The sequence below is a fragment of the Thioclava sp. DLFJ4-1 genome (genome assembly GCF_002020145.1).
GTDB lineage: Bacteria > Pseudomonadota > Alphaproteobacteria > Rhodobacterales > Rhodobacteraceae > Thioclava > Thioclava sediminum.
The window spans coordinates 225,756-247,218 of record NZ_MPZT01000004.1 but is presented as its reverse complement, the minus strand read 5'-3'; the positions used below and the strand labels follow the sequence as shown (position 1 = coordinate 247,218).

The 21,463-nt window shown below is 65.4% G+C and carries 20 protein-coding genes and 1 tRNA gene; 15 read left to right on the top strand and 6 right to left on the bottom strand.

The features are described 5' to 3' along the window. Nucleotides 1–28 precede the first annotated feature (28 nt). The 4 genes from BMI85_RS14170 to pdxH form a co-directional block, all read right to left on the bottom strand. Nucleotides 29–105 (bottom strand) — tRNA-Pro (locus tag BMI85_RS14170). 40 nt (nt 106–145) lie between these two features. Further along, complete coding sequence (locus tag BMI85_RS14165; protein WP_078601732.1) at nt 146–637, bottom strand: DUF192 domain-containing protein; 492 nt, start codon at nt 635–637, stop codon at nt 146–148. Next, nucleotides 607–1,143, bottom strand: a complete 537-nt coding sequence (locus tag BMI85_RS14160) for a cold shock domain-containing protein (protein ID WP_078520559.1) — start codon at nt 1,141–1,143, stop codon at nt 607–609. Before BMI85_RS14160 ends, BMI85_RS14165 begins: the two co-directional genes overlap by 31 nt. Before the next feature lie 137 nt (nt 1,144–1,280). Continuing rightward, nucleotides 1,281–1,904, bottom strand: a complete 624-nt coding sequence (gene pdxH, locus BMI85_RS14155) for a pyridoxamine 5'-phosphate oxidase (protein WP_078542894.1) — start codon at nt 1,902–1,904, stop codon at nt 1,281–1,283. 164 nt (nt 1,905–2,068) lie between these two features. Here pdxH and fabI point away from each other — a divergent pair, with 164 nt between their 5' ends. The 7 genes from fabI to trpE all read left to right on the top strand — a co-directional run bounded on the left by fabI (nt 2,069) and on the right by trpE (nt 9,336). Next, nucleotides 2,069–2,890 carry an enoyl-ACP reductase FabI gene (fabI, locus tag BMI85_RS14150; protein ID WP_078520117.1) on the top strand — a complete coding sequence of 274 codons (822 nt, stop codon included), beginning with the start codon at nt 2,069–2,071 and terminating at the stop codon, nt 2,888–2,890. A gap of 1 nt (nt 2,891) precedes the next feature. Next, entirely contained in the window at nt 2,892–3,509 is a 618-nt protein-coding gene (locus BMI85_RS14145) for a LysE family translocator (protein ID WP_078547756.1), read from the top strand. Between the two features lie 11 nt (nt 3,510–3,520). After that, entirely contained in the window at nt 3,521–4,027 is a 507-nt protein-coding gene (gpt, locus tag BMI85_RS14140; RefSeq protein WP_078601731.1) for a xanthine phosphoribosyltransferase, read from the top strand. Between the two features lie 3 nt (nt 4,028–4,030). Beyond that, a complete protein-coding gene (locus tag BMI85_RS14135; RefSeq protein ID WP_078601730.1) occupies nt 4,031–4,549 on the top strand; it encodes a DUF2127 domain-containing protein in 519 nt (172 codons plus the stop codon). A gap of 175 nt (nt 4,550–4,724) precedes the next feature. After that, nucleotides 4,725–5,906: an aminotransferase gene (locus BMI85_RS14130; RefSeq protein WP_078601729.1), complete on the top strand. Its 1,182-nt coding sequence runs from the start codon at nt 4,725–4,727 to the stop codon at nt 5,904–5,906. Between the two features lie 65 nt (nt 5,907–5,971). Beyond that, nucleotides 5,972–7,813, top strand: coding sequence for a SurA N-terminal domain-containing protein (locus BMI85_RS14125; RefSeq protein ID WP_078601728.1), 1,842 nt, complete (start codon nt 5,972–5,974; stop codon nt 7,811–7,813). Between the two features lie 11 nt (nt 7,814–7,824). Continuing rightward, the gene (gene trpE / locus BMI85_RS14120) at nt 7,825–9,336 is read left to right on the top strand and encodes an anthranilate synthase component I (RefSeq protein WP_078542842.1); all 1,512 of its coding nucleotides are present in this window, start codon (nt 7,825–7,827) and stop codon (nt 9,334–9,336) included. Between the two features lie 36 nt (nt 9,337–9,372). On the opposite strand, the gene BMI85_RS14115 is transcribed toward trpE, so the two are convergent. After that, nucleotides 9,373–11,160, bottom strand: a complete 1,788-nt coding sequence (locus tag BMI85_RS14115; RefSeq protein WP_078601727.1) for a divergent polysaccharide deacetylase family protein — start codon at nt 11,158–11,160, stop codon at nt 9,373–9,375. 181 nt (nt 11,161–11,341) lie between these two features. Between BMI85_RS14115 and BMI85_RS14110 the strand changes: the two genes are divergently transcribed. The 6 genes from BMI85_RS14110 (at nt 11,342) to lexA (ending at nt 16,237) form a co-directional block, all read left to right on the top strand. Continuing rightward, nucleotides 11,342–11,935, top strand: coding sequence for an aminodeoxychorismate/anthranilate synthase component II (locus tag BMI85_RS14110; protein ID WP_078601726.1), 594 nt, complete (start codon nt 11,342–11,344; stop codon nt 11,933–11,935). Nucleotides 11,936–11,943: 8 nt separating this feature from the next. Beyond that, nucleotides 11,944–12,966 (top strand): anthranilate phosphoribosyltransferase, encoded by a 1,023-nt coding sequence (gene trpD / locus BMI85_RS14105; protein WP_078542893.1) that lies wholly within the window; start codon nt 11,944–11,946, stop codon nt 12,964–12,966. Next, nucleotides 12,963–13,760 (top strand): indole-3-glycerol phosphate synthase TrpC, encoded by a 798-nt coding sequence (gene trpC, locus BMI85_RS14100; RefSeq protein ID WP_078601725.1) that lies wholly within the window; start codon nt 12,963–12,965, stop codon nt 13,758–13,760. The genes trpD and trpC overlap by 4 nt, the downstream gene beginning before the upstream one ends. Then, nucleotides 13,757–14,242, top strand: coding sequence for a cyclic pyranopterin monophosphate synthase MoaC (moaC, locus tag BMI85_RS14095; protein WP_078520127.1), 486 nt, complete (start codon nt 13,757–13,759; stop codon nt 14,240–14,242). The genes trpC and moaC overlap by 4 nt, the downstream gene beginning before the upstream one ends. 2 nt (nt 14,243–14,244) lie before the next feature. Then, nucleotides 14,245–15,429 (top strand): gephyrin-like molybdotransferase Glp, encoded by a 1,185-nt coding sequence (glp, locus tag BMI85_RS14090; RefSeq protein ID WP_078601880.1) that lies wholly within the window; start codon nt 14,245–14,247, stop codon nt 15,427–15,429. A 91-nt stretch (nt 15,430–15,520) separates the two neighbouring features. Further along, on the top strand, nt 15,521–16,237 hold the full coding sequence (gene lexA / locus BMI85_RS14085) for a transcriptional repressor LexA (RefSeq protein WP_078547774.1): 717 nt from the start codon (nt 15,521–15,523) through the stop codon (nt 16,235–16,237). Nucleotides 16,238–16,346: 109 nt separating this feature from the next. Here the strand turns inward: lexA and BMI85_RS14080 are convergent, their stop codons facing one another. After that, on the bottom strand, nt 16,347–18,470 hold the full coding sequence (locus BMI85_RS14080) for a ComEC/Rec2 family competence protein (protein WP_078601724.1): 2,124 nt from the start codon (nt 18,468–18,470) through the stop codon (nt 16,347–16,349). Between the two features lie 113 nt (nt 18,471–18,583). Between BMI85_RS14080 and gltX the strand changes: the two genes are divergently transcribed. Together gltX and gltA are read left to right on the top strand one after the other, a co-directional pair. After that, complete coding sequence (gene gltX / locus BMI85_RS14075; RefSeq protein WP_078601723.1) at nt 18,584–19,978, top strand: glutamate--tRNA ligase; 1,395 nt, start codon at nt 18,584–18,586, stop codon at nt 19,976–19,978. 79 nt (nt 19,979–20,057) lie between these two features. Next, a complete protein-coding gene (gene gltA, locus BMI85_RS14070; RefSeq protein ID WP_078520131.1) occupies nt 20,058–21,353 on the top strand; it encodes a citrate synthase in 1,296 nt (431 codons plus the stop codon). Nucleotides 21,354–21,463: the final 110 nt, after the last annotated feature.

Here is a 21,463-nt window from a genome sequence, read left to right as displayed (position 1 = left end):
GGGCCCGATTCCGGCGATTTCGAGGGGATGGTCGGGGCGGCGAGATTCGAACTCACGACCTTCTGTACCCAAAACAGACGCGCTACCAGGCTGCGCTACGCCCCGACGCCCTCTCCTTACAAAGAGGTTCGGCCCAAGGAAAGGGTCATTCGCAGGGAAATGCGGCCAGCGCGGGATCGACGCTGGGATGCGCCAGCTGCGCCCCCGGCGCGATGCCGTGGCGCGCCGCCATCCCGGCATTGATCTCGAGCACGTAGCGCACCGGTGCGCCGGAGGGAATCGGGGTGTCGTCATTGGGCGTCGTATTGGCCGCGACCTTCACCACTTCGCCCGTCGGGTCGATGAACACCATATCGAGCGGCAGCGGCGTGTCATGCATCCAGAAGGCAACCTCCCGCGCATGCTCGTAGATGAAGAGCATCCCTGCCCCTTCGTCCATCTCGCGCCGCCCCATCAGGCCCTGCGCGCGCTCGGCGCTGCTATCGGCAATTTCGACGGTGAAGCTGACCGGCTGGTCCCCGGTGCGCAGAATGGCGAGGTCATCGCGGCACTGCGCCCCTTCCGCCGCGGCGAGGCCCGGCGTTACGGCAAGGAAAAGCGCGGCGCTCAGCGCCCGGATTTCAAGCCTGCATCCCATGCGAGAACCTGTGCCGCCATCCGACCGCGCTTGCCTTCGATCACGCGCAGGCACACCGCTTCGCCGGGGGTAAGATCGGCAAAACCCGACCGGCGCAGAACTTCCATATGGATGAAGATGTCCTCGTCATTCTCGAAGACATTGGCAAAGCCGAAGCCCTTGGATTTTTCGAACCATTTCACCCGCGCAGGCTCCAATGGCAGCGCCGCGATATCGTCGAACGTGTTGTCGCCCAAATCCTCGATCGGAGCGACGGGCTCGCCTTCCGGAGGAAGAATCTCCAAAACCTCGACCGCCTGCGCGCCGCGCGGGGTCAGCTGCATCTGGACGCGAATCCGTGCGTGGTCGGCAATCGAGCCCTGACCGAAATTGCGCAGAACATTCGCATGAAGAAGGATGTCCGGCCCCCCTTCACCATCGACGATGAAGCCGAACCCTTTGACAGGGTCGAACCATTTGACGGTGCCGGTCACCTCACGAAGCTCTGCCTCGGACTCCCCCAGCATATTCCATCCCGTTTGCATTCGCGGGCTTTCCTGTTCGCATTTCCTCCGCACGTCCTTCTGGAAATGCGGTGTTTAGGGGACACTTCAAGAGATTGCCCAAAGTTTCAAGACCCTATGCAATTCACGAAGCGCGAGTGTCAGGGGTTCAGGCGGGTTACAACCCACTGATCGGCAAGGGTTTGCCGGCTCCAGCGGAAGCGATCATGAAGGCGAAAAGAACCGTCCGCCCAGAATTCCAACTCCAACGGCTTGATTCTGAACCCTCCCCAAAACGGCGGTCGATCGGGATTCGCGCCGTGGCTCGCGGTCACCTTCGCGACCTCCGCCATCAAGGCGCTGCGCGAACTCAGTGGCTCACTTTGCCGTGAGGCCCAGGCGCCGAGACGCGATTTCAGCGAGCGCGACTTGTAGTAGGCATCAGCCTGCGGCCCCTCCTCGCGCTCAACCATACCGCGAACCCGAATCTGCCGGCGCAGCGATTTCCAATGCATCACGAAGGCGGCCTTTCCGGCGCTTTCGATCTCCTGCGCCTTCACCGATCCGTAGTTGGTGTAGAAGACGAAAGCCCCGCCGGAGGGCATGTCGCGCCCTTCGATTTCCTTGAGAAGAACCATACGCGCATTGGGCAACCCGTCCGGATCGACCGTCGCCAGGGCAATCGCATTGGGATCGTTGATCTCGGTGTCCGCGGCCTCATCCAGCCATGTCTGCGCGATGGCAAAAGGATCGTCGCCTGCGAAAATTCCGGTTCTGTCACTCATACTCGCCTCCAGTCTCGCCGCCGCTTCGCACATCAGGCGCAACGCCCCGATCTGCAACACGATCCACACGATCATGCTTGACCGGAGGTCAGTAGCCTTGATGCGTCTCCACCTTTCGCCTAAAGCATTCGGACTTACCAGAGCGAAGCGGGGGAAAACCTGACATGTCAAACAACCTGATGGCAGGCAAACGCGGGCTGATTATGGGCCTTGCGAATGACAAATCCATCGCCTGGGGCATCGCCAAAGCCCTCGCGGATGCCGGTGCGGAGCTGGCCTTCTCGTTCCAGGGCGAGGCGCTCAAGAAGCGCGTGGGGCCGCTGGCAGAACAGCTCGGCTCCGATATCCTCGTGGAATGCGACGTCGCCAGCGGCGACTCGATCCAGACGCTCTTCGAGACGCTGCGCACCCATTGGGACAGCATCGATTTCGTCGTCCACGCGATCGGCTTCTCCGACAAGTCGGAGCTGCGCGGACGCTACGTCGACACGTCGCGCGACAATTTCAAAACCACGATGGACATCTCGGTCTATTCCTTCACTGCCGTGTGCAAGGAAGCCGCAGCGATGATGAACGAGGGCGGCTCGCTGCTCACGCTCACCTATTACGGTGCCGAGCAGGTCATGCCGCATTACAACGTGATGGGCGTGGCGAAAGCGGCGCTGGAAGCCAGCGTGATGTATATCGCCGAGGATCTGGGCAAGGACGGCATCCGCTGCAACGCGATCTCCGCCGGCCCGATCAAGACCCTCGCGGCTTCGGGCATCGGTGACTTCCGCTACATCATGAAGTGGAACGAGCTGAATTCGCCGCTGCGCCGCAACGTGACGCAGGAAGAGGTCGGCAAGGCCGCGCTCTACCTGCTCTCCGATCTCGGCTCCGGCACCACCGGCGAGACGCTGCATGTCGACGCTGGCTATCACGTGGTGGGCATGAAAGCGGTCGACGCGCCCGATATCGACGTGGTCACCAAGCGGAAGGAATGAGATGACCCTCGCGGCCCTCACCGCGATCTATTTCGTGCATCTGGCCGCGGCGATGTCGCCGGGGCCAGCGGTGCTGCTGGCTGCGCGCACGGGTCTGCGCGAAGGCTTCGGACGCGGCATCTGGCTCGCGCTCGGCATCGGCCTGGGCGCGGTGATCTGGGCAGCGGCGGCACTTTTCGGCCTCGCCCTCGTCTTCAAGGTCGCCCCTGCCCTGCTGACCACGCTCAAGATCGCGGGCGCCGCCTATCTGCTCTGGCTCGCCTATAAGATGTGGCGCCATGCGGGCGATCCGATGGATGAAGAAATCCCCGACCTGCCGCGCACCCGCTCGATCCCCCGGCTGATCTGGCTCGGCGTCTCGACCCAGCTCGCCAACCCCAAACCCGCCGTGTTCTTCGGCACTGTCTTCCTGACCTTCATCCCGCCGTCGGCACCCGCCTGGGCCTATGTCGCGATCCTCGGCATCGTGATGTTCAACGATGCGGGATGGAACGTCATCGTCGCGCGGATCTTCTCGCTCGAGAAAACGCGCGCGGCCTATCTGAACCTGAAAACCGTGATCGAGCGCTGCTTTGGCGGCCTGCTGGCGCTGCTCGGTCTGAAACTCGCTCTGAGCTGAGGAGACCCCCGATGTCCGATCGTCTGCCGCATGAAAAAGGCTTCCATGTCAGCTGGGACCAGATCCACCGCGATGCGCGCGCGCTCGCATGGCGCCTCGACGGCAAGGGCCCGGGCGACGGCAGCTGGCGCGCGGTGGTGGGCATCACCCGTGGTGGGCTCGTTCCGGCGGCAATTGTCGCGCGCGAGCTGGACATCCGCACGGTCGATACGATCTCGGTCAAAAGCTACAACCATCAGGAACAGCGCGAAGCGCAGGTCATCAAGCCGACGCAAGTGAGCCTGATGGAAAACGGCGGCGAAGGCGTGCTGATCGTCGACGACCTCGTCGACACCGGCAACACGCTGAAGCTGGTGCGCGACCTCTTCCCGAAGGCGCAATTCGCCACCGTCTACGCCAAACCGATGGGCGCGCCGCTGGTCGACACCTTCATCACCGAGGTCAGCCAAGACACCTGGATCTTCTTCCCCTGGGACATGGCGCTGCAATATGTGCAGCCGTATCGCGGCACGGACTGATCGGTGAAATTCGGCGCGCCCGGAACCCCTCTGGGTCGGTTCCTGCACTGGCTCTTCGAGGTCAGCCTGATCATCAAGGCAATCTTCGAGATCGCGGAAACGCTGTCTGGCCTCGCGCTGCTCGGCCTGCCGAAGAATGCGCTGTTCGATGCGGCGCATTGGCTGACCGCGCGCGAGCTGCGCGAGGATCCCAATGACCGGATCGCCAACGCATTCCTGAACGCGGCCCATCACTTCTCGATCCAGACGCAGGATTTCTACGGCTTCTATTTCACCAGCCACGGCCTGCTGAAACTTGTCGTCGTGCTGCTGCTGATCCGCGGGCTGATCTGGGCCTATCCGATGGCGATCGTGATGATGACGGGCTTCGTGGCCTACCAGATGTATCTCTATAGCCTGAACCATGGCGCGGGCATGCTGGCGCTGACGGTGCTGGACCTCGTGGTGATCGCGCTGACGCTGCGCGAATGGTACGTGCGCCACAGCTTTGCCTGGCGCAACCACCGTGAGAGACGCAGCTAGGGCGCGCTGCCCCCCCCCCTCTGCCCACCGCTTGCGCCTGCCCCCCGGGATAGTTCCGCCAAGAGGAAGAAAGTCTCCCTTCTTCTCGATCCAAATATCCCCGCCGGAGGCTCCCGCCTCTTGCCAAGCGCGCGACGCTCTGCTGATCTCGCGCCGATCATCCAGAAGGACCCCCATGCCGCATCCGCTCAATCCCGCCCTCGCCGCCACCTTCCCGCCCCCGGTCATGGAGGCGCGGCGCTGGCTCGACGGGGTCGAGTTCACTGCCGATCGCCCGCTGATCAATGTCTCTCAGGCAGCCCCTGTCGATCCGCCGCCCGAGGCTTTGCGTCAGGCGATCGCAGAGGCCGCGCTGAACGATCCGCAGGCGCATCTTTACGGCCCCGTTCTGGGCCTGCCCGATTTGCGTGCGGAACTCGCGCATCAATGGGGCCTCGCCTATGGCGGCGAGATCGCAGCGCGTCAGGTCGCGATCACCCAAGGCTGCAATCAGGCGTTTTGCGCAACGCTGGCCACGCTCGCAGGTCCCGGCGACGAGGTGATCCTGCCGACGCCTTGGTATTTCAATCACAAGATGTGGCTCGACATGGCGGGCGTGCAGACGGTGCCGCTGGCCCCCGGCGCGGGGCTTCTGCCCGACCCCGATGAGGCCGCCGCGAAGATCACCGGCAAAACGCGCGCGATCGTGCTGGTCTCGCCCAACAATCCGGGCGGGGCGGAATATCCGGCCGAATTGCTGCGCGCCTTCGCCGATCTGGCCAAGCAGCACAAGCTCGCGCTGATCGTGGACGAGACCTATCGCGATTTCGACTCGCGTAGCGGCGCGCCGCATGACCTGTTCTCGGATCCCGACTGGCCGGACTATTTCATCCATCTCTATTCCTTCTCGAAAGCCTATCGCCTGACGGGCCACCGCGTCGGCGCCATCGTCGCGGGCGAGGCACGCCTCGCCGAGGTCGAGAAATTCCTCGACACGGTCGCTATCTGTCCCTCGCAGCTTGGTCAGATGGCCGCGCTTTGGGGCATGCTGCACCTGTCGCAATGGGTGGCGGGCGAACGCGCGGAAATCCTGCGCCGGCGCGCGGCCATGGAGGCCGCCTTCGCCGATCTGGAAGGCTGGAAGATGCTCGGCTGCGGGGCCTATTTCGCCTATGTGACGCATCCCGATCCCCGCCCCTCTCCTGATTTTGCGCAGGCTCTGGTGCGCGAGGCGGGCGTGCTGATGCTGCCCGGTACGATGTTCATGCCGCAAGGCGCAAACGGGGCCGCGCAGCAGATGCGGATCGCCTTCGCCAATGTCGATACGGACGGGATCGCGGCCCTTCGCGACCGGCTGGCGGGCCTCGCGCGCGGCTAGCCTTGCAGGCCAGTAATCAAAGCCCTAAACAGCGCCCAACAAACAATGCCCGAGGAGGAACCCCGATGAAGATGCGCAGCCACGGCAAGAGTGTCGTCGTCTGGATCTTGCTGGCCATGCTGATCCTTGGTCTCGGCGGTTTCGGGCTACGCAATTTCTCCGGTTCGGCCAAAGCGGTCGGCGCGGTCGGCGACACCAAGATCACCGTCGATGATTACGCCCGCGCCCTGCGTCAGGAGATGCAGCAACGCAGCCAGCAGCTTGGCCAGCCGGTCACGATGGCGCAGATGCGGTCCTCCGGCGTCGACCAGCAGGTGCTGGGCAAGCTGATCGGTCAGGCCGCGATCGGCGAAGGCGCGCGGCGTCTTGGCGTGTCGGTGGGCGACCAGCAGTTGCAAAAGCAGCTCTACGACGTTCAGGCGTTCCAGAACGCTTCGGGTAAATTCGACCGCGAAACCTATAAATTCGCGCTGCGCCAGCAGGGCTATACCGAGCCGCAATTCGAGGCTCAGCTGCGCGACGATCTCTCGCGCTCGATCATTCAGGGCGCCGTCGCGGGCGGCGTGGATGCGCCCAAACCGGTGGTCGACGCCTATACCAAATATGTCAGCGAGAAGCGCGGCTTCACTTGGGCCGAGGTAAGCGAAAGCGATCTGACCAAGGCGATCCCGGACCCGACCGACGATCAGCTTCAGACCTATTACAACGACCATATCGATCAGTTCACCGCGCCGCAGACGCGCGACATCACCTATGCGTGGCTGACGCCGGACATGCTGGCCGACAAGGTCAAGATCGACGACGCCACGCTGAAGGCCGAATACGAGCGCCGCGCCGACGAGTTCAAGCAGCCCGAGAAGCGCCTCGTGGAGCGTCTCGTCTACTCCGACATGGACGCAGCCAAGGCCGCGAAAGCCAAGCTGGATGGCGGCGCAACCTTCGCCGATCTCGCCAAGGATCGCGGCCTGTCGCTCGACGACGCCGATCTGGGCGATGTGACCCGCGACAATCTGGGCAAGGCCGCCGATCCGGTCTTCTCGGCCGAGAACAACACCGTGGTCGGCCCGGTCGAGACCGATCTGGGCCCGGCCCTTTTCAAGGTGAACGGCATCATAGATGCGCAGGAAACCTCCTTTGCCGAAGCGCGCGACGAACTCGCGGGCGATGCCGAAGCCGAGAAGGCGCGCAACGAGATCGGCAAGATGAGCGAAGACCTGCAGGACCGTCTGGCAGGCGGCGCGACGCTCGAAGAGATGGCCAAGGAAACCGATATGGAGCTTGGCCAGATCGACTACACCGCCGACAGCACCGATGGCATCGCGGGCTATGACGAATTCCGCAAAGCGGCTGATGAGGCAACGACCGACGCCTATCCCGATCTGCAGACGCTCTCGGATGGCGGCGTCTTCGCGTTGCGCCTCAACAAGATCGTGCCGCCCCAGCCCAAGCCCTTCGCCGATGTGAAGGACGAGGTCGCAGCGGCATGGCGCGCCGATCAGGTGGTGAAAGCCGAAGAGGACCGCGCCAAGGAGATCGTCTCGGCGGTCGAGGGCGGCAAGTCGCTGGGCGAGACCGGCGTGCTGACCACGAAGGTCGCGAGCATCGGCCGTGGCGGCTATTCCGACGAACTCCCGCCGCCGGTGATCTCGAAGGTCTTCAAGACCGAGCCGGGCAAGCCCGCGCAGATCACCGCCAACGGCAAGGTCTATGTCTTCGTCACCGACAAGGTCATCCCGGCGGATATGGAAGATGCCGACACCAAGCTGATCTCGGGTCAGATCGGCACGCAGCTGTCGAATTCGCTGGCCAATGACCTGCTCAATTTCTACGCGACCGCCGTGGAGTCGGAGGCCGGGCTCGATCTCGACAACCAGACCGTGACCGCCGTGCAGTCGCAGATGCAGTAAGGAGGCCCACCGTGGTCGCTCTCTCCCCTTCTTTCGAGGCGTTCGAGGAACGCTGGGCCAAGGGTGAAAACCAGCTGGTCTACGCGCGGCTCGCGGCCGATCTGGACACGCCCGTCTCGCTGATGCTCAAGCTCGCCGAGGCGCAGCCCAATTCCTTCATGCTGGAATCGGTGACCGGCGGCGAGGTGCGCGGGCGCTACTCGATCGTCGGCATGAAGCCTGACGTGATCTGGGAATGCCGTGGCGAGCAGGCGCGGATCAACCGCTCGGCGCGCTTCGACGAGGCGTGGGAAGACCTTCCGGGCCACCCGTTCGACAGCCTGCGCGCCCTGATCGCGGAAAGCCGCATCGAGATGCCCGACGATCTGCCCGCCGCGGCGGCTGGTCTGTTCGGCTATCTCGGCTATGACACGATCCGGCTGGTCGAGAAGCTGCCGAACGTGAACCCCGATCCGCTGGGCGTGCCCGACGCGATGCTGCTGCGCCCGTCGGTCGTGGCCGTGCTCGACGGGGTGAAGGGCGACGTGATCATCTGTGCGCCGGCCTTCCAAGCCGAGGGCAAGTCCGCGCGCGCGGCCTATGCGCAGGCCGCCGAGCGGGTCTCGGATGCGCTGCGCGATCTCGACCGCACGCCGGTGGAGAGCCGCGATCTGGGCGAGAGCCTGCAGGTCGGCGAGATGCATTCGAACTTCACCAAAGAGGGCTACATGTCCGCAGTGGAGAAGGCGAAGGATTACATCCGCGCGGGCGACATCTTCCAGGTGGTTCCGGCACAGCGCTGGTCGGCGCATTTCCCGCTGCCGCCCTTCGCGCTCTATCGTTCGCTACGGCGCACCAACCCCTCCCCCTTCATGTTCTTCCTGAACTTCGGGGGCTTCCAGATCGTCGGCGCTTCGCCCGAGATCCTCGTGCGCGTGCGCGAGGGCGAGGTGACGATCCGCCCGATCGCGGGCACCCGTCCGCGTGGTGCGACCCCTGCCGAGGACAAGGCGCTGGAAGAAGACCTGCTGGCCGACAAGAAGGAACTGGCCGAGCACCTGATGCTCCTCGATCTGGGGCGCAACGATGTGGGGCGCGTCGCGAAGATCGGCTCGGTCCACCCGACCGAGAAATTCATCATCGAGCGCTACAGCCACGTCATGCATATCGTCTCGAACGTCGTGGGCGAGCTGGCCGACGATCAGGACGCGCTCTCGGCGCTGCTGGCCGGTCTGCCCGCAGGCACGGTCTCCGGCGCGCCCAAGGTGCGCGCGATGGAGATCATCGACGAGCTGGAGCCGGAGAAACGCGGCATCTATGGCGGCGCCGTGGGCTATTTTGCGGCCAATGGCGAGATGGACATGTGCATCGCGCTGCGCACGGCGGTGGTGAAGGACAAGACGCTTTATATTCAGGCGGGCGGCGGCGTGGTCTATGACAGCGACCCCGAGGCCGAATGGATGGAGACGGTCAACAAGTCCAAGGCGCTGCGCAAGGCGGCCGAGGATGCGGGGCTGTTCGTGGCCACTCGCGGCAACGGCTGAGGCAGTCGCCTTTTCCCAAGCTTTGAGAACGCGGGCTTACTGGCCCGCGTTTTCCATTTCCGGCTCCGCTTCAGGAGCGCCAGCCACCACGCTATCCAGCGCCAGCGCAGAAACCGGGGTCAGCGTCACCTTGTTTTGCGCATCGACATACCAGTCCTCAATCCCCTGAACCGACTCCGGCCAGGCCGAAAGCATCACCACGACCGAGCCGTTGCGCTCCGCCTCGAAATCGGCGCGCGCCAGCATCCGCGAGATCACGGCAGCCTTCTCGCGCCCGTCATCGATCACGCGCCAGACCTGAGCGCGCGGCAGATCGGCGGAGGTCGCGATCTGGTTGGCGCTGTCGAAGCCCTTCTTCTGGGTAACAACACCCAGCCCGCCGCGGCTGAGCGCCGAGATCATCTGGCGCGCAAGCGGGCGGTTGTTCTGGAATTGCGGCTGCGGCGGCTCCACGACGGCGACCGCCTCGGGGATCACGTGACGCCAGGCCTCCAGCGCCACCTCGACATCTTCGGGCGCGGCGTTCGCGGGCAGTCCGGCGGCAAGGATCGCGACCTCGAACCCCGCCGCGCGGAAGGCTTTCGCATCGTCAGCCGCGCCTTCGCGGGTCGGATCGATCGCGATGGTCATCGGCAGATCGCTCGCCGTGATCGTCGCCGGGTCGAGCCCGCCAGCCGTCACGCCCGGATCGATCAGCACCAGCGATATTTGCGGCTTGTCGCTGATCGGTGCGGGGGCTGCGAATTTCCGGATCGGGTTCAGATCGGCCGCATCGACCGCGGCGACCTCGGGCATGTCCTGCGCAGACTGCGCGTCAGGGCCCTCCCCCGGCGCAGGCGCGGTCGAAGGCGTTACTTGCGGCAGGCGATCCACCACCACGCCGGGCGCGGATTTGAACCCGCCCATCGCTTTGCCCGGCAGCGACGGGGCGTCTTGCAACGAAAAGATGCGCGGCTTGATCGGGGCCGCATCTCCGCCTTGCGGCAGAGCGCGCCCGGCGGGCAGGTCCGGGCTTGCGGTCGGGTCGTTCGATATCTCGGGTTTGTCCGCCTGCGCAGTGTCGATCCCCTCGCCCTCGGGCGGCAACTGATCCGCCGCGGGCATCTCACCGAGCGACGGGGCCGCTTGAGGCTGCGCTTCGGGGGGCGTGATCTCGGCCTCAGGCAGTGCGGGCATCTCGCTCGCCGCCACAATCGTGTTTCCCTCATCGGCAGGCGGTGTCGCTTGCTCGGGCGCTTTCGGCGGCTGCAGGGTCACGTCGGGCAGCGCGGGCATTTCGGCTGCGGGCGCAGTTTCAGCGGTCTGCTCCGGCTGTGCTTCGGGCGCAGGCGCGCGCGCGGCGGCAATCTCGGGCGTGGCATCGGGCGCGGGCGCGCCTTGCAAAGAGGCAGGCGGCGCGCTGTCGGGTTGGGCCCCTGCCTCCGGCGTGACCGGCTCGGCGAGCGCGACGGTCTCCCCGTCCGCGTCGGGAAGCGGCTCGGCCATCTCGGTCGCCATCTCCGGGCGTGCGGCGCTTTGGATTTCGTCGGCACTGGGCGGCGCGAGGCTCGGCTGCGGCTCGGACACGCGCGGCGTCTTGGTCGGCGCTGAAATCGGCGCCCCGTCCGGCGTCGGCATTGAGGGCGTGCGATCGGTCGCAGGGCGCGAGAAATCGGAGCCTGCGGGCAGGTCCACATTCGCCGGTTCTTCGGGCGTCGGGCTTCCGGCGAGCTTGATTTCTGCGCCGGGCTCTTTCGGCGCCGGGAAGATCAACGACATCACGCCCGCACCGAGTACCGCGACCAGCAGACCGGCCAGTCCGCCCTTCATCACAGATCGCATCATTGCCTGCCTCCATCTTCACCGCTCTTGATGCGCGGCTTTTCCCGGGGACTGCCCTTGACCCCGACCCTTCGCTGATAGCATCTATAGCCCGACCCGTTCCCCGGTTCACCCCCCTTGATAAGCGCATCGGCGCTTGAGTGCATGGGGGACGCCGGGGGCCAACAAACGAAAGGGCCCGGCCATGCTGCTGCTCATCGATAATTATGACAGCTTCACCTATAATTTGGTGCACTATTTTGGCGAGCTGGGCGCCGATGTGAAGGTCTGGCGTAACGACGCTCTGAACGTGCAGGAGGCGATGGGCATGGGCGCGGAGGCGATCGTGCTGTCGCCCGGCCCCTGCGATCCCGATCAGGCGGGCATCTGCCTGCCTCTGGTGATGGCCGCGGCCGAGGCGAAGCTGCCTCTGTTCGGCGTCTGTCTGGGGCATCAGACCATCGGTCAGGCCTTTGGCGGGAAAGTCGTGCGCGCCTCCGAGATCGTGCATGGCAAGATGGGCGAGATCCGCCACGAGGGCAAAGGCTGCTTCAAGGGCCTGCCCTCTCCGCTGAAAGCGACGCGCTACCACTCGCTGATCGTGGAGCGCGATAGCCTGCCCGACTGCCTCGAGATCACCGCCGAGCTGGACGACGGCACGATCATGGGGCTGCGCCATCGCGAGCTGCCGATCGAGGGCGTCCAGTTCCACCCGGAATCCATCGCCTCCGAGCATGGCCACGCGATGCTGAAGAATTTCCTGACAGAGGCAGGCGTCAGCCTGAAGGTGCCCGCATGAGCCAACCGATGAGCGAAGCGATGAAGCCGCTGATTTTCGCGGCGTCGGAAGGTCCGCTGAGCCGCGCGCAGGCCGAGATGGCATTCCAGTTGCTGTTCGAAGGCGAAGCCTCGCCCGCGCAGGTCGGCGGTTTGCTGATGGCGCTGCGGGCGCGCGGGGAATCCGTGTCGGAATATGCCGCCGCCGCCGCCGCGATGCGTGCGAAATGCGTGCCGGTCAAAGCCCCCGAAGGCGCGATGGATATCGTGGGCACCGGCGGCGACGGGATGCACACGCTCAACATCTCGACGGCTGCGGCCTTCGTCGTGGCGGGCGCGGGCGTGCCGGTCGCGAAACATGGCAACCGCGCGGCCTCGTCGAAATCGGGCACGGCGGATGTGCAATCCGAGCTGGGCATCGACGTGATGGCCGGTCCCGAGGCGACCGAGCGTGGTCTGGCCGAGGCCGGGATCGGCTTCATGATGGCGCAAATCCACCACCCCGCGATGCGCCACGTCATGCCGGTGCGTCAGGAACTGGGCTGCAAGACGATCTTCAACATCCTCGGCCCCCTGACCAACCCCGCAGGCGTGAAGCGGCAGCTGACCGGGGCTTTCGCGCCCGACCTGATCTTCCCGATGGCCGAGACGCTGCAGATGCTCGGCTCCGAGAAGGCATGGTTGGTGCATGGCTCGGACGGGACCGACGAGATCACCATTTGCGGCACGACCGAAGTCGCCGCGCTGGAAAATGGCCGCATCGAGTCGATCCAGATCCACCCCGAGGATGCGGGCCTGCCCGTGCACAAGTTCAAGGATCTGGTTGGCGGCACGGCGGCCGAGAACGCCACCGCCCTGCGCGCGCTGATGGATGGCGAGGCTTCTGCCTATCGCGACGCGGTGATCTTCAACGCGGCTGCCGCGCTCGTCGTGGCCGACAAGGTCGCAGACCTGAAATCCGGGGCGGAAATGGCCGCCGAGAGCATCGATAGCGGAAAGGCGAAGACCGCGCTGGAAACGCTCGCCCGCATCACGCAGGAGGTCGCCGGATGAGCACGATCCTCGACAAGATCAAAGCCTATAAGCTGGAAGAGATCAAAGCGGCCAAAGCCGCGCGCCCGCTGAGCGAAGTTGAGGCTCAGGCCAAGGCGCAGGCGTCCACGCGCGGTTTTGCCAACGCCCTTACCGCGAAGGCGGAAACGGGCTACGGGCTGATCGCCGAAATCAAGAAGGCGTCGCCCTCGAAAGGGTTGATCCGCCCCGATTTCGACCCGCCTTCGCTCGCGAAAGCCTATGAAGAGGGCGGCGCGGCTTGCCTGTCGGTGCTGACCGACACGCCCTCTTTCCAGGGCGCGCCGGAATTCCTGTCGGCGGCGCGCGCGGCCTGCTCGCTGCCCGCTTTGCGCAAGGATTTCCTCTATGACACCTATCAGGTCGCGGAAGCCCGTGCCTGGGGCGCCGATTGCATCCTGATCATCATGGCCTCGGTCGAGGACGATCTGGCCGCCGAGCTGGAAGACGCAGCCTTCGGTTGGGGCATGGATGTGCTCGTCGAGGTACATGACATGGAAGAGACCGAACGCGCCCTCAAGCATCTGAAATCGCCGCTTCTGGGCGTGAACAACCGCAACCTGAAGACCTTCGAGGTTACGCTCGACGTGACCCGCGAGCTTGCTCCGAGCATCCTCGCCGAAGGCCGCGATCTGGTCTGCGAGAGCGGCATCTTCACCCGCGACGACATGGCCGCGATGGCCGAGGTCGGCGCGCGCCGCTTCCTTATCGGCGAAAGCCTGATGCGGCAGGACGATGTCGCGGGCGCCACCCGGACGCTTCTGGAGGTCGCATGAGCCTGTCGCATTTCGACAAGGACGGTCAGGCCCATATGGTCGACGTCTCCGATAAGGAGGTGACCGACCGCATCGCCGTGGCCGAGGGCCGCGTGGTGATGCTGCCCGAAACGCTGGACTATGTCCTGAAGGGCACCGCGAAGAAGGGGGACGTTCTGGGCATCGCACGGATTGCGGGGATCATGGCCGCGAAGAAGACCTCCGATCTGATCCCGCTCTGCCACCCGCTGCCGATCACCAAGGTCACGCTGGACCTGGAGCCCGACGAGGCGCTGCCCGGCGTTCGGATTCGCGCGACCGTGAAGACCTCGGGTCAGACCGGCGTCGAGATGGAGGCGCTGACGGCGGTGTCGGCGGCGGCGCTGACGGTCTATGACATGCTCAAGGCGGTCGAGAAATCCATGCAGATCGAAGGTATCCGCGTCGTGCTGAAAGACGGCGGGAAATCCGGCAAATACGAGGCCGAAGGGAGCGCATCATGAGCCTGTTGCCCGTCGAAGAGGCGCTGGAAAAGGTTCTGGCACTGGTCGAGCCGCTGGGCACCGAGCGCGTGAGCCTGCGTCACGCCCTTGGCCGCGTCATGGCGGAGCCCGCCACGGCGCAACTGACCCAGCCGCCGTTCTCGGGCTCGGCGATGGATGGCTACTGGATCGACGTGGCCGACCACCTGCCCGGCGCGACGCTCACCGTCGAGGGCGAGGCCGCCGCCGGTCGCGCCTATGAAGGCACGCCGACTCCGGGCCAAGCCGTGCGCATCTTCACCGGCGCACCGGTGCCGGGCCCGAATGGCGTGGTCGTTCTGCAGGAGAACGTGACGCGTGAAGGCGACACGATCACCCTGCCGCAAGAGCTTGATAGCAACGCCAATATCCGCCCCAAGGGTCAGGACTTCGCGCAGGGCGAGAGCTTCTGCCCCGACCGCCCGCTGACCGCGCGCGATCTGGGCCTGCTGGCCGCGATGAACGTGGCCGCGGTCACCGTGCGCCGCCGCCCCATCGTCGCAATCATCGCCACCGGCGACGAGCTGGTGATGCCGGGCGAAGAGCCGGGGCCGGACCAGATCATCTGCTCCAACAGCTTCATCGTCGCGGCACTGGCCGAGCGCATGGGCGCCGAGGCCCGCATGCTGCCGATCGCGCGCGACGACCGCGACAGCTTGCGCACCGTGTTCGAGCTCGCGAAAGGCGCCGATCTGGTGGTGACCTCGGGCGGCGCCTCGGTCGGTGCGCATGATCTGGTGGGTGAGGTCGCCGCGGAACTGGGGCTCGACCGCAGCTTCTGGAAGATCGCGATGCGCCCCGGCAAGCCCTTGATGGCGGGCCGGATCGGCGAGGCCGCGATGCTGGGCCTGCCGGGCAACCCCGTCTCGGCCACCGTCTGCGCCGAGCTGTTCCTGCGCCCGATGCTGCGCAAGCTTTCGGGTCTGCCGCCGGAAAGCCGCGTGCAACAGGCGATCCTCGCGACCGATACCGGCCCGACCGGCCCGCGCACCCATTACATGCGCGCGCGCCTCGCGCCCGGCGATCCCCTGCCCCGCGTCACGCCCTTCGACAATCAGGACTCCGCGATGCTGAGCCTCCTGTCGCAGGCCGATTGCCTGCTGATCCGGCCCTTGGGCGACGGGCCGCGCAAGGCGGGCGAGACGGTCGAAATCCTGCCGCTGGATTGAGCCGCACCCGCCTCGGGCGTTGACAGCCCCCGTGAACAAGGGTAGAACAATCCTTGAACATGTGCCTTGACCGGGGAACGGAGGGTCGCGGATGCTGACGCGCAAGCAGCTGGAATTGCTGGAATTCATTCAAAAACGGATGATGAAGGACGGTGTTCCACCCTCTTTCGACGAGATGAAGGACGCGCTGGACCTGCGCTCGAAATCCGGCATCCACCGTTTGATTACCGCTCTGGAAGAACGTGGCTTCATCCGCCGCCTCGCCCACCGGGCCCGCGCGATCGAGATCGTGAAACTGCCCGAGGCGCTGGAGAAGAAATTCGGCGCGCCCGCAGGCGATAGCGCTGGCAGCTTCGCGCCGCAGGTGATCGAAGGTGACAAGACCGACCCGCCGCGCGGCGCGATGCCGGTCGACGTGATTCACGCGCTGGAACTGCCTGTGATGGGCCGGATCGCCGCCGGTGTCCCGATCGAGGCGATCTCGGAAGTCTCGCATCATGTTGCCGTTCCCGGCTCCATGCTGAGCGGTCGTGGGGAGCATTACGCGCTCGAGGTCAAAGGCGACTCGATGATCGAGGCCGGGATCAACGACGGCGATGTTGTGGTGATCCGCGAACAGGGCACCGCCGACAATGGTGATATCGTGGTCGCGCTGGTCGAGGGCCATGAGGCGACGCTGAAACGCTTCTACCGGCGCAGCGGGATGATCGCGCTGGAAGCCGCGAACCCGGCCTATGAGACGCGGCTGCTGCGCGACGATCAGGTGAAGGTGCAGGGGCGGCTCGTCGGGCTGATCCGGAGCTACTGAGATTTGGTGAATTCCTGGGAAAGAGCGTCCTGCGGGGCGCTCTTTTTCGTATGTCGCGCGGGTGGCGTGGGCTGGAGCCTCCGGCGGAGATATTTGGAAAGAGCGAAGATCAGGGGCGCGTCCAGAGACGGCGGCCTTTGATTTGCGCGGTCGTCGTAACCTCGCCCTTGGCGCTGATCGCGACCGCACCAGTTTCGCGCAGGCGCGCGGCGTCCCATAGATCGCAGGGGCCCGTGGGGGTTTCGACCCCGGTGGAAATCACGACAATGCCGCCCTTCGCGCAAATCGCAGGCAGGACCTCTTTTGCCGATTTTCCCGTGAGATGGGTGAGCGGCGCGCGTCTAAACTGCGCAATCCGCGCACCGCGCGGCCCAGAGAAAGCAGGTCGCGCCGCGGCCTCTTCGAGCGTGGCCTCGTCGCCATCCGCAGCCAACCAGCGCTCGGAGATGAACCCCGCGCCCGGCTTCGACAGCGCCCGGCCTTGCGAGGTCATCAGACCGACCTGCTGCGCCTCGGGCGCGATCAGCAGTGCCGGACGCTCCGCCCCGGCGCGCAGCCAAAGGGCGCCGCCCAGAAGGATCAGCACAACGCTCGCGCTGCGCCCGGCCCCGCGCGTCAGGATCCCCCCCAACGCGCCAAGCGCAATCGAAGGGATCACCCACGGCCCCGGCTGGACGATCGCGAGAACCGAGCCCTCGAGGCCACTCACCCACTCCGCCACGCGCAAGATCCACGCCGTGCCCTGCCCCATCGCCCAAAGCGCGGGCCCAGCGAGGCCGAGGGGCGCGAGCAGCGCCGCGAGCACGCCCATCGGCATGATCACGAGCCCCATTGCGGGCACCGCGAAGAGATTGGCCAGCACCCCGTATTCCGAGAGCCTGTGAAACTGCGCGGCCACGATCGGTGCGGTGGCTGCGCCTGCGATCAGAGAGGTCGCAACCAGCATCAGCACCGGGCGCAGCAGGCGCGGCAGATGCCGCGACGTGCGGGTCCACGGACCCAGCGCCACGATCAGCGCGGTGGTCGCGGCGAAGGACATCTGGAAGCCGGGTTCGGTCAGGCTCTCGGGCCGCCAGATCAGCAGGAGCGAGGCGGCGAGCGCGACAGTGCGCAGGCTCAGCGCGCGGCGGTCGGCCAGTACGGCGAGAAGCATGATCGACACCATGATCCAGGCGCGCTGGGTCGAGACAGCAGGCCCCGCGAGCCAGAGGTAGCCGCTGGCCGCGATCAGCGCTGCGATGGCGGCCAGTTTCTTCGTAGGCCAGATCAGGGCCGGGCGCCCCGCCAGCGCCAGACCGTAGCGCACCAGACCGAAGACGAAGCCCGCGAGCATCCCCATATGCAGCCCGGAAATCGCGATCAGATGGGCGAGGCTGGAGCGGCGCATCGCCTCCCGCGTGGCCTCGCTGAGGCCCGAGCGATCGCCCGTCATCAAAGCCGCCGCGACCGCGCCGGGCTGGCCCGCGATCCGCGACTGGATCGCCGCAGAAAGCCGCATCCGCGCACGGTGGGCCGCCATCGCCCAATCGCCGGGATCGGGAGGCGCGATGCGCAGCACCGGAGCGCGAGTATAGCCGATCGCGCCGAGCCGGTCGAACCAGGCGGTGCGGCGAAAATCGTAACCCCGGGGCGCAGCGGGCGGCGGCGGGGGCGAGAGATTCGCCGTCAGCATGACCTGCGTGCCGGGCTCGGGGCTGAACTGACTTTGATCGCCATGCAGCGTCACGCGCACCCGCGCCGGGGTCTTGGCGGGGGGAATCCGGTCGATCCGCACCCGGTCCAGCGTCAGCCGGATCAGGTCCGACCGCGCGCGATCGATCTTCACGATCCGCCCGCTGACGGGGCCGTAGTAGCGATACTGCAGCACCGGGGCGGCGACGAGATGGGCGCGCAGCCCCGCGAGCATCAGCCCCAGAGCCGAGAGGGCGATCAGCGCCGCGGGCAGCCGAAACCACGCCGCGCCGCGCAGCCAAAGCGTCAGCGAGACCGCGCAGATTGTGAGTGCGGTCAGGTAGATAGACCATCCCGGCTCGACCCCGAGGGAGAAATACGCCCCGACCCCGACGCCGAGCGCCACCGGCATCCACAGGAAAAGCTGCGCGCGCGCCCGCGCCAGCGCGCCCAGCGGATCGGAGAGCCCCCCGAAGAGCGCCGCGATCAGACGCGGAGCGCGGCCCGCGCCCGTCGCGCCCTCCGCCTGCGCCCAGTCGCCGGGTTCGGCATTGATCGCCATGCTTGTCCTCGGCCCCGTCCCTGCTTATGCATCGAGCCGAGAAAGCCTATGCGCTTGATGGTTTCCGATAGGTTAACGCGGGCCGGTAAGAGCCCGCGAAGAAAGGTCCCGACATGTCCGACCAGATTGTCACCCGTTTCGCCCCCTCTCCCACCGGCTATCTGCATATCGGCGGTGCGCGCACGGCCCTGTTCAACTGGCTCTATGCCCGTGGGCGCGGTGGCAAATTCCTGCTCCGTATCGAGGATACCGATCGCGAACGCTCCACCCCCGAGGCGACGGCGGCGATCCTGCAGGGGCTCGAATGGCTGGGGCTCGATTATGACGGCGACGTGGTGAGCCAGGCTGCGGGCGCGGCGCGCCATGCCGAGGTCGCCCATCAGATGCTGGAGAAGGGCCACGCCTACAAGTGCTTCTCCACGCAGGAAGAGATCGCGGCCTTCCGCGAGGACCCGGCGAACAAGGGGCAGATGTTTCCCTCGCCGTGGCGCGATGCCGATCCCGCGACGCACCCGGATGCGCCCTATGTGATCCGCCTGAAAGCACCTCGCGAAGGCACGACCGTGATCACCGACGCCGTGCAGGGCGAGGTGACGATCCGCAACGATCAGCTCGATGACATGATTTGTTTACGTTCCGATGGCACACCCACCTACATGCTGGCCGTTGTCGTCGATGACCATGATATGGGCGTGACCCATGTGATCCGCGGGGACGACCATCTCGTCAATGCCGCGCGGCAGATGTTGGTCTATCGCGCGATGGGCTGGGACGTGCCCACCTTCGCGCATATCCCGCTGATCCACGGCCCCGACGGCAAGAAGCTGTCGAAGCGCCATGGCGCGGTCGGCCTCGAGCAGTATCAGGCGATGGGCTATCCGGCGACGGGGATGCGCAACTACCTCGCGCGGCTCGGCTGGAGCCATGGCGACGACGAATTCTTCACCGACGATCAGGCGAAGGAATGGTTCGACATTACCGGCATCAACAAGGCGCCGGCGCGGCTCGATTTCAAGAAGCTCGAGAATATCTGCGGTCAGCATATCGCCATCACCGATGAGGCCGAATTGCTGCGTGAAATTGAGGGTTATCTCGCAGCTGCAGAAAAACCCCCGCTGGGTGACGCACAGAAATCTGCGCTTATGCGCACGCTTCCCGTCGTAAAGGGCTCGGCGAAGATGTTGCCGCAACTTATTGAAAAGGCGCACTTCTCTCTGACGCAGCGCCCGCTCGAGATCGAAGAGAAAGCGGCCAAGGCGCTCGATGATGTATCCCGTGGTATACTGAGTGAATTGACCTTTGCGCTGCAACGCGCTAATTGGTCGCGGGAAGACCTGGAAGCCGCCGTCGGACAGGTTGCCGAAGCGCATGGACTGGGCCTTGGGAAGGTCGCTGCTCCGATGCGGGCGGCCTTGGCGGGGCGAGCGGCTACCCCCAGCGTATTCGATATGATGCTCGTTTTGGGCCAAGAGGAAACTCTGGCACGACTCGACGATCAGGCGGCCTGAGGCCTGGCCGCCCTCTCCGGACGCCTGTCCGGACGCGATAGACCGGCGCGGCCCAGCCGGAGGATGAAAGGGAATTTACATGGCAGACAACTCGAAGACCGCCACGCTCTCGCTTGACGGACAAACCTATGAGCTTCCCGTGCTCTCGCCCTCGGCTGGTCCCGACGTGCTCGATATCCGCAAGCTCTACGGTCAAGCCGACGTCTTCACCTACGATCCGGGCTTCACCTCGACCGCAGCCTGCGAGTCCAAGATCACCTTCATCGATGGTGGCAAGGGCGAGCTGCTGTATCGCGGCTACCCGATCGACCAGCTCGCCTCGGAATCGCACTATCTCGAAGTGTGCTACCTGCTTCTCTACGGGGAACTGCCGAGCAAGCAGCAGATGGAAGATTTCGAATATCGCGTGACCCGTCACACGATGATCCACGAGCAGATGAAGCAGTTCTTCCAGGGCTTCCGCCGTGACAGCCACCCGATGGCGACCATGGTCGGCGTCGTGGGCGCGCTCTCGGCCTTCTATCACGACAGCCTCGACATCTCGGACCCGTGGCAGCGCGAAGTCGCTTCGATCCGTCTGATCGCGAAGCTGCCGACGATCGCCGCGATGGCCTACAAGTATTCGATCGGTCAGCCCTTCGTCTATCCGAAGAACGAGCTGAGCTACGCCGAGAACTTCCTGCACATGTGTTTCTCGGTCCCGGCCGAAGACTACAAGATCGAGCCGGCGCTCGCGAAGGCGATGGACCGTATCTTCACGCTCCATGCCGATCACGAGCAGAACGCCTCGACCTCGACCGTGCGTCTGGCAGGCTCCTCGGGCGCGAACCCGTTCGCCTGTATCGCAGCCGGCATCGCCTGCCTCTGGGGCCCTGCCCACGGCGGCGCAAACCAGGCCTGCCTCGAGATGCTGCGCGAAATCGGCACCGTCGATCAGATCCCGGAATACATCAAGCGCGCCAAGGACAAGGATGACCCCTTCCGCCTGATGGGCTTCGGCCACCGCGTCTACAAGAACTTCGACCCGCGCGCGAAGGTCATGAAGGAATCGGCGGACGAGGTGCTCGACCTGCTCGGCATCCACGACAACGAGACCCTTCAGGTCGCCAAGGAACTCGAGAAGATCGCTCTGGAGGACGACTATTTCGTCTCCAAGAAGCTCTATCCGAATGTCGACTTCTACTCGGGCATCATCCTCGAGGCGATGGGCTTCCCGACCTCGATGTTCACCCCGATCTTCGCGCTCTCGCGCACCGTCGGCTGGATCTCGCAGTGGAAAGAGATGATCGAGGATCCGACCGGCAAGATCGGTCGCCCGCGTCAGCTTTATACCGGCGCGACCTATCGCGATTACGTCGATATCGCCAAGCGCTGAGCGTATGCCAAATCATTGCGGGCCGGAGGGGAGACCTTCCGGCCCGTTTTCTATTCTGATACCCGGGAAAAGGGGGCGCTGCCCCCTTCTGGCTGCGCCATTCATCCCCC

Bases quoted from the DNA above. Each gene is read 5' to 3' on its own strand.
- BMI85_RS14165 (WP_078601732.1), bottom strand. From the start codon at position 637: ATGGGATGCAGGCTTGAAATCCGGGCGCTGAGCGCCGCGCTTTTCCTT.
- BMI85_RS14160 (WP_078520559.1), bottom strand. From the start codon at position 1,143: ATGCTGGGGGAGTCCGAGGCAGAGCTTCGTGAGGTGACCGGCACCGTC.
- pdxH (WP_078542894.1), bottom strand. From the start codon at position 1,904: ATGAGTGACAGAACCGGAATTTTCGCAGGCGACGATCCTTTTGCCATC.
- fabI (WP_078520117.1), top strand. From the start codon at position 2,069: ATGTCAAACAACCTGATGGCAGGCAAACGCGGGCTGATTATGGGCCTT.
- BMI85_RS14145 (WP_078547756.1), top strand. From the start codon at position 2,892: ATGACCCTCGCGGCCCTCACCGCGATCTATTTCGTGCATCTGGCCGCG.
- gpt (WP_078601731.1), top strand. From the start codon at position 3,521: ATGTCCGATCGTCTGCCGCATGAAAAAGGCTTCCATGTCAGCTGGGAC.
- BMI85_RS14130 (WP_078601729.1), top strand. From the start codon at position 4,725: ATGCCGCATCCGCTCAATCCCGCCCTCGCCGCCACCTTCCCGCCCCCG.
- BMI85_RS14125 (WP_078601728.1), top strand. From the start codon at position 5,972: ATGAAGATGCGCAGCCACGGCAAGAGTGTCGTCGTCTGGATCTTGCTG.
- BMI85_RS14115 (WP_078601727.1), bottom strand. From the start codon at position 11,160: ATGATGCGATCTGTGATGAAGGGCGGACTGGCCGGTCTGCTGGTCGCG.
- BMI85_RS14110 (WP_078601726.1), top strand. From the start codon at position 11,342: ATGCTGCTGCTCATCGATAATTATGACAGCTTCACCTATAATTTGGTG.
- trpD (WP_078542893.1), top strand. From the start codon at position 11,944: ATGAGCGAAGCGATGAAGCCGCTGATTTTCGCGGCGTCGGAAGGTCCG.
- trpC (WP_078601725.1), top strand. From the start codon at position 12,963: ATGAGCACGATCCTCGACAAGATCAAAGCCTATAAGCTGGAAGAGATC.
- moaC (WP_078520127.1), top strand. From the start codon at position 13,757: ATGAGCCTGTCGCATTTCGACAAGGACGGTCAGGCCCATATGGTCGAC.
- lexA (WP_078547774.1), top strand. From the start codon at position 15,521: ATGCTGACGCGCAAGCAGCTGGAATTGCTGGAATTCATTCAAAAACGG.
- BMI85_RS14080 (WP_078601724.1), bottom strand. From the start codon at position 18,470: ATGGCGATCAATGCCGAACCCGGCGACTGGGCGCAGGCGGAGGGCGCG.
- gltX (WP_078601723.1), top strand. From the start codon at position 18,584: ATGTCCGACCAGATTGTCACCCGTTTCGCCCCCTCTCCCACCGGCTAT.
- gltA (WP_078520131.1), top strand. From the start codon at position 20,058: ATGGCAGACAACTCGAAGACCGCCACGCTCTCGCTTGACGGACAAACC.